The sequence below is a fragment of the Bradyrhizobium sp. 62 genome (assembly GCF_023073035.1).
In the GTDB taxonomy this organism is placed as follows: Bacteria; Pseudomonadota; Alphaproteobacteria; order Rhizobiales; family Xanthobacteraceae; genus Bradyrhizobium.
The window spans coordinates 1-3636 of record NZ_JADPIT010000005.1 but is presented as its reverse complement, the minus strand read 5'-3'; the positions used below and the strand labels follow the sequence as shown (position 1 = coordinate 3636).

Here is a 3636-nt window from a genome sequence, read left to right as displayed (position 1 = left end):
CTGGGATGGAAACAAGCAGGACTTGATTCCATTACGAAAAATACCTGAATAACTGTGCCACGGCACAGGATCAGATATTCGCCGCGTTCTCCTGATGGTCGGGCGAGTGGTGCCCGTACACGTTTTCAAGCGTCTTGACCGTCATTCCCAAGAACCCGGCAGCCTCCCAGATCGGGACGCCAGCCTGCATCATCCATGTCGCGCGGGTGTGCCGCAGCGTGTGCTTCGTGACGCCGGCCAGGTTCGCCGCCTTGATGACCTTGCGCCAAGCGCCGTGCGGATCTTCAACCTGTCGAGCGCCGGGGTGGTTCGGCCCTGTGAAGTAGCAGACCAGCTTTTCATCGCCATCAAGCCGCTTCCAGCGCTTCAGGTGCGCCATGATGCGGCGGCCTAGCCTGACCTTCGGCGCCCGTTTCTTCTTGTCCTGCGCCTTGCCCTCGGGCGTCCTCGACATCATGCCGGCATTGAAATCGATCTGTGACCAGCGCAGCGCCAGGATGACGCCCGGCCGCGACCCGGTGTAGAGCCCCGATCAGGATCATGCGGCGCAAATGCTGGTAGCGCCGCGCAGCCCATAGCAGGCGAGCAGCCTCTGATCGCGTCAGCCATCGTTCCTTCGGCGGATTGAGCCCAGGCTTCCAGAACAGCGGGATTGCGTCGAGCGGGCCATATTCGCCGTGCCAGTATTTGACGGCAGCCTTCAGAACCTTCAGGTCGCCCCAGGCGCCGGCAGCCGTCTTGGTCTTCACGTATTCCTTGCAGCTCTTGCCGCTGATGTCGGAAACGCGCTTCTCGCCCCACCACTTCAGGACGTTGGAGATGTGATAGCCGATATTGCGGGCGCTCGGCTTATCCGGCGCGACCTCGCTTCCATATGCGGCCAGCACCTCGGCAATCATGGGCGAACTCGACGGGGTAGGTCGATGCTTTTGCCCAAGGTATTGCGCGAGGAATTTTTCAGCCTTAGCGCGCTCTCCCTCGCCGCAGCCAGTGCGGACGAAACGCGTTCCGTCTCGGATGACGAATTGATCGCGCTTCTGATCGAGATAGAGTCGGGCACCTTTTGATCGACGCGGCATTGACGAACCATTTCCTTCACATCGGCGGGCGTTGTGTAGTACCGCTTTCCGATCTTATAGATCGTCAGGCGCCCGCGATCAGCCTCGGTGCGCAGGGTATACACCGAGAAACCGAAGTGGCCGGCTGCATCCTTTAGGGTGATAGTGTCGTCGTCCTGCGTCATGCCCAACCCGGCACGTAGACGTCTTCCGGGTCATCCGTCAGGACGCGTTCAACCTGACCGTTACGGTAGCCCTGATCGAGATCGATGGCTGGGCTTGAGATGTCATCCTCGGTAGCACCGAACGCGCCGCAGTCGGAGCAGGTCCATTCGGAATCCTGATCGTCGGTGATTTCGTAGACGTTCTCAGAGAAACAGAGCAGGCACTTAGGCATGGTGGTCTCCTTTCAGTTTCACTTGTTCGACGACACTGAGGATGTGGTCATAGCTGCACCGATGAACGCCGCGGCGACCTGCGGGACGATGGCATTTCCGTAGGCGCGCAGTTTTCCCATTCGGGCGGAAACCCCATTAGCCAGCAGATGAACGCCGGGTTTAATCCTCCTGGATTTCCCGTCGTGGCCGGTGACGACAGCGCCGCTTGTGCCGGTAACGCCATTCCAGTGTTCGAGCGTGTCAACTTCGCGAAGTCCGGCCCGGCCTCCGAGGCTCTCGGGGTCGCCCAGAGAGCGTGCTTCCTGATCGCTACCAGGCCAGCCGAATTCCCCGCGCCGTTGTAGCCGTCCTTCGCCGGTGCCAAGCTCGTCGGCGTGGGCCACAAACCAGAGACGGTCACGTTTATGGGGCGCGTTGACGCCGCAAGCTGGGATGATTGCCGACCCGATGGAAAAGCCTTCGCTTTCCATGTCAGCGCACACTCGATCGATCCAAAGGGATGCGCTCGCAACCTGCTCTCCAAAGACTGTTGCAGGGCGATGCTGTTGGATGAGCCTAAACCAATCGGGCCATAGGTGTCGGGGATCTTCGAATCCCCGCTGGTCGCCAGCGGCGCTGAATGGCTGGCAGGGACAACTTCCTGTCCAAGCTGACCGAGCATCCTCCCAACCGGCGAGACGGAGGGCGAGAGACCACCCACCAAGCCCCGCGAAAAAATGACACTGCCCGAATCCGGCGAGGTCGCTGGCTCGAACATCGACAATTGAACGGGTATCGACTTCGCCGGCGGCGATGTGTCCTGCGTCGATGAGGTTTCGGAGCCATTGCGCTGCATAGGGATCGATCTCGTTATAGTAAGCGGGCAAAATTCACATGCTCACTTGTTTGAGGTCTGCGAAAGTGAGGGGAAACCCCTCACAGATTCGCCACGGTGACGACGACCATCTTGAGGTCGCGGACCTTCGCCGGCTCCAGGTACTCGGTGCGGTCCTTCACCTTCTTGTCGATGACCTTGATCCGCTTCTCGTTGTGCTTTTCGAGTAGATCCTTGATATCCAACTCGAAGAACAGCTCTTGGTCGGTGGCGTCGGTCAGCTTCTCGTCTCCCTTGAAAAGCAGGCAGTCATCGAGCGGGATATTGTCGTTAGGATCAGCAACGAAAACCTGAACGACGCGGCGGGTAGTCATGGGCTTCTTCTCCTGTTGAAACTGAGCGATAGGATTTCCGAGGGCTTTGGCCGCGCCAGCTATGCCGCCGACCGGCGCTCCAAGAGCAAGCGCATTGGCAAACAGAGCATCGGCGGAATAGGTCGAGTGCGTATGAGCTGCACTCGCCATGGTCGGCATATTTGCGTTCATTTCTCCTCCTGTGTGATGTTCGTCATGAATGGTGTTCTGAAGGCAGAGTAAGAGATCGCGCGCGATCCATGGCGGCGCCGAAAGTGAATGGATAGCCGGCGAGGGCGATGCGGTAAAAGTCGTCGTCGTGGCCGAGTTCGATGCTCTTATTCCTGAGCGCCGGTCCCTTCATGCCCTTTGACTTGCACCATTGCCCTAAGAGACAACTGCCTGCCGTCGTCCAGTCGTATCTCTTGTCAGGCGGCTGCTTGCCGATCCACTCGACCAGATCCTTCACGGTGAATTCCATCTGTTCGCTCACGTCCCAGATCCTCCCACAGAAACGGGGGTGACGCGATTCAGGAAGTCGCGCAGCTCTCGCAATTCAGACGGCGGGATCTCGACGACCTGATAGCCGTCGGCATCAAGCTCAAATTGCTTTTCTTGGAATGCGAGTGTCGCCCATCCGTTCGCCGCGCCATGGCCGGCTATTTTGATGGTCAGTATTCCGTCATCAAAACAAAGAACCTCATTTCGCTTTAGCTCGCTCATGAAATTTCTCCTGATCGTTGATGCGAAGCCAATGGGCAGGAGCGGTCGTGCTGGCCAATCACGGCTCCGATGCAATCACAGTCTTCAATCTCGCCATGTGGGCGCGACAGTGGCGGAGTAGGCATGGGCTGCCATAGCGTCGGATAGATTGCGTTCGACGGATCGAAGTCATGCGGGCCGGTTTGAGCGAGCCACCAGCCATCATCCTGGATGTCGAATTCCGCTTCTGAGACGATCGTATCGTCGTGGCAAACTAGGATGCTGGTGCCGTCCTTCGGCGCCGTCTCGAT

Annotated in this window: 8 protein-coding genes; all 8 read right to left on the bottom strand. The window is 58.8% G+C overall.

The features are described 5' to 3' along the window. Positions 1–70: 70 nt before the first annotated feature. Entirely contained in the window at positions 71–475 is a 405-nt protein-coding gene (locus tag IVB47_RS03480; protein ID WP_247459852.1) for a tyrosine-type recombinase/integrase, read from the bottom strand. A gap of 420 nt (positions 476–895) precedes the next feature. Beyond that, positions 896–1243, bottom strand: a complete 348-nt coding sequence (locus IVB47_RS03475) for a helix-turn-helix domain-containing protein (RefSeq protein WP_247459849.1) — start codon at positions 1241–1243, stop codon at positions 896–898. Next, positions 1240–1455 carry a hypothetical protein gene (locus IVB47_RS03470; RefSeq protein WP_247459847.1) on the bottom strand — a complete coding sequence of 72 codons (216 nt, stop codon included), beginning with the start codon at positions 1453–1455 and terminating at the stop codon, positions 1240–1242. The genes IVB47_RS03475 and IVB47_RS03470 overlap by 4 nt, the downstream gene beginning before the upstream one ends. 18 nt (positions 1456–1473) lie before the next feature. After that, the gene (locus tag IVB47_RS03465; protein ID WP_247459845.1) at positions 1474–2322 is read right to left on the bottom strand and encodes a DNA cytosine methyltransferase; all 849 of its coding nucleotides are present in this window, start codon (positions 2320–2322) and stop codon (positions 1474–1476) included. Between the two features lie 49 nt (positions 2323–2371). Next, positions 2372–2815 (bottom strand): hypothetical protein, encoded by a 444-nt coding sequence (locus tag IVB47_RS03460; RefSeq protein WP_247459842.1) that lies wholly within the window; start codon positions 2813–2815, stop codon positions 2372–2374. A gap of 22 nt (positions 2816–2837) precedes the next feature. Beyond that, positions 2838–3116: a hypothetical protein gene (locus tag IVB47_RS03455; RefSeq protein WP_247459840.1), complete on the bottom strand. Its 279-nt coding sequence runs from the start codon at positions 3114–3116 to the stop codon at positions 2838–2840. Continuing rightward, on the bottom strand, positions 3113–3346 hold the full coding sequence (locus tag IVB47_RS03450) for a hypothetical protein (protein WP_247459838.1): 234 nt from the start codon (positions 3344–3346) through the stop codon (positions 3113–3115). The genes IVB47_RS03455 and IVB47_RS03450 overlap by 4 nt, the downstream gene beginning before the upstream one ends. Next, the coding region (locus tag IVB47_RS03445) for a hypothetical protein (protein WP_247459836.1) at positions 3343–3636 on the bottom strand (294 nt) is incomplete at its 5' end. The genes IVB47_RS03445 and IVB47_RS03450, both read right to left, overlap by 4 nt.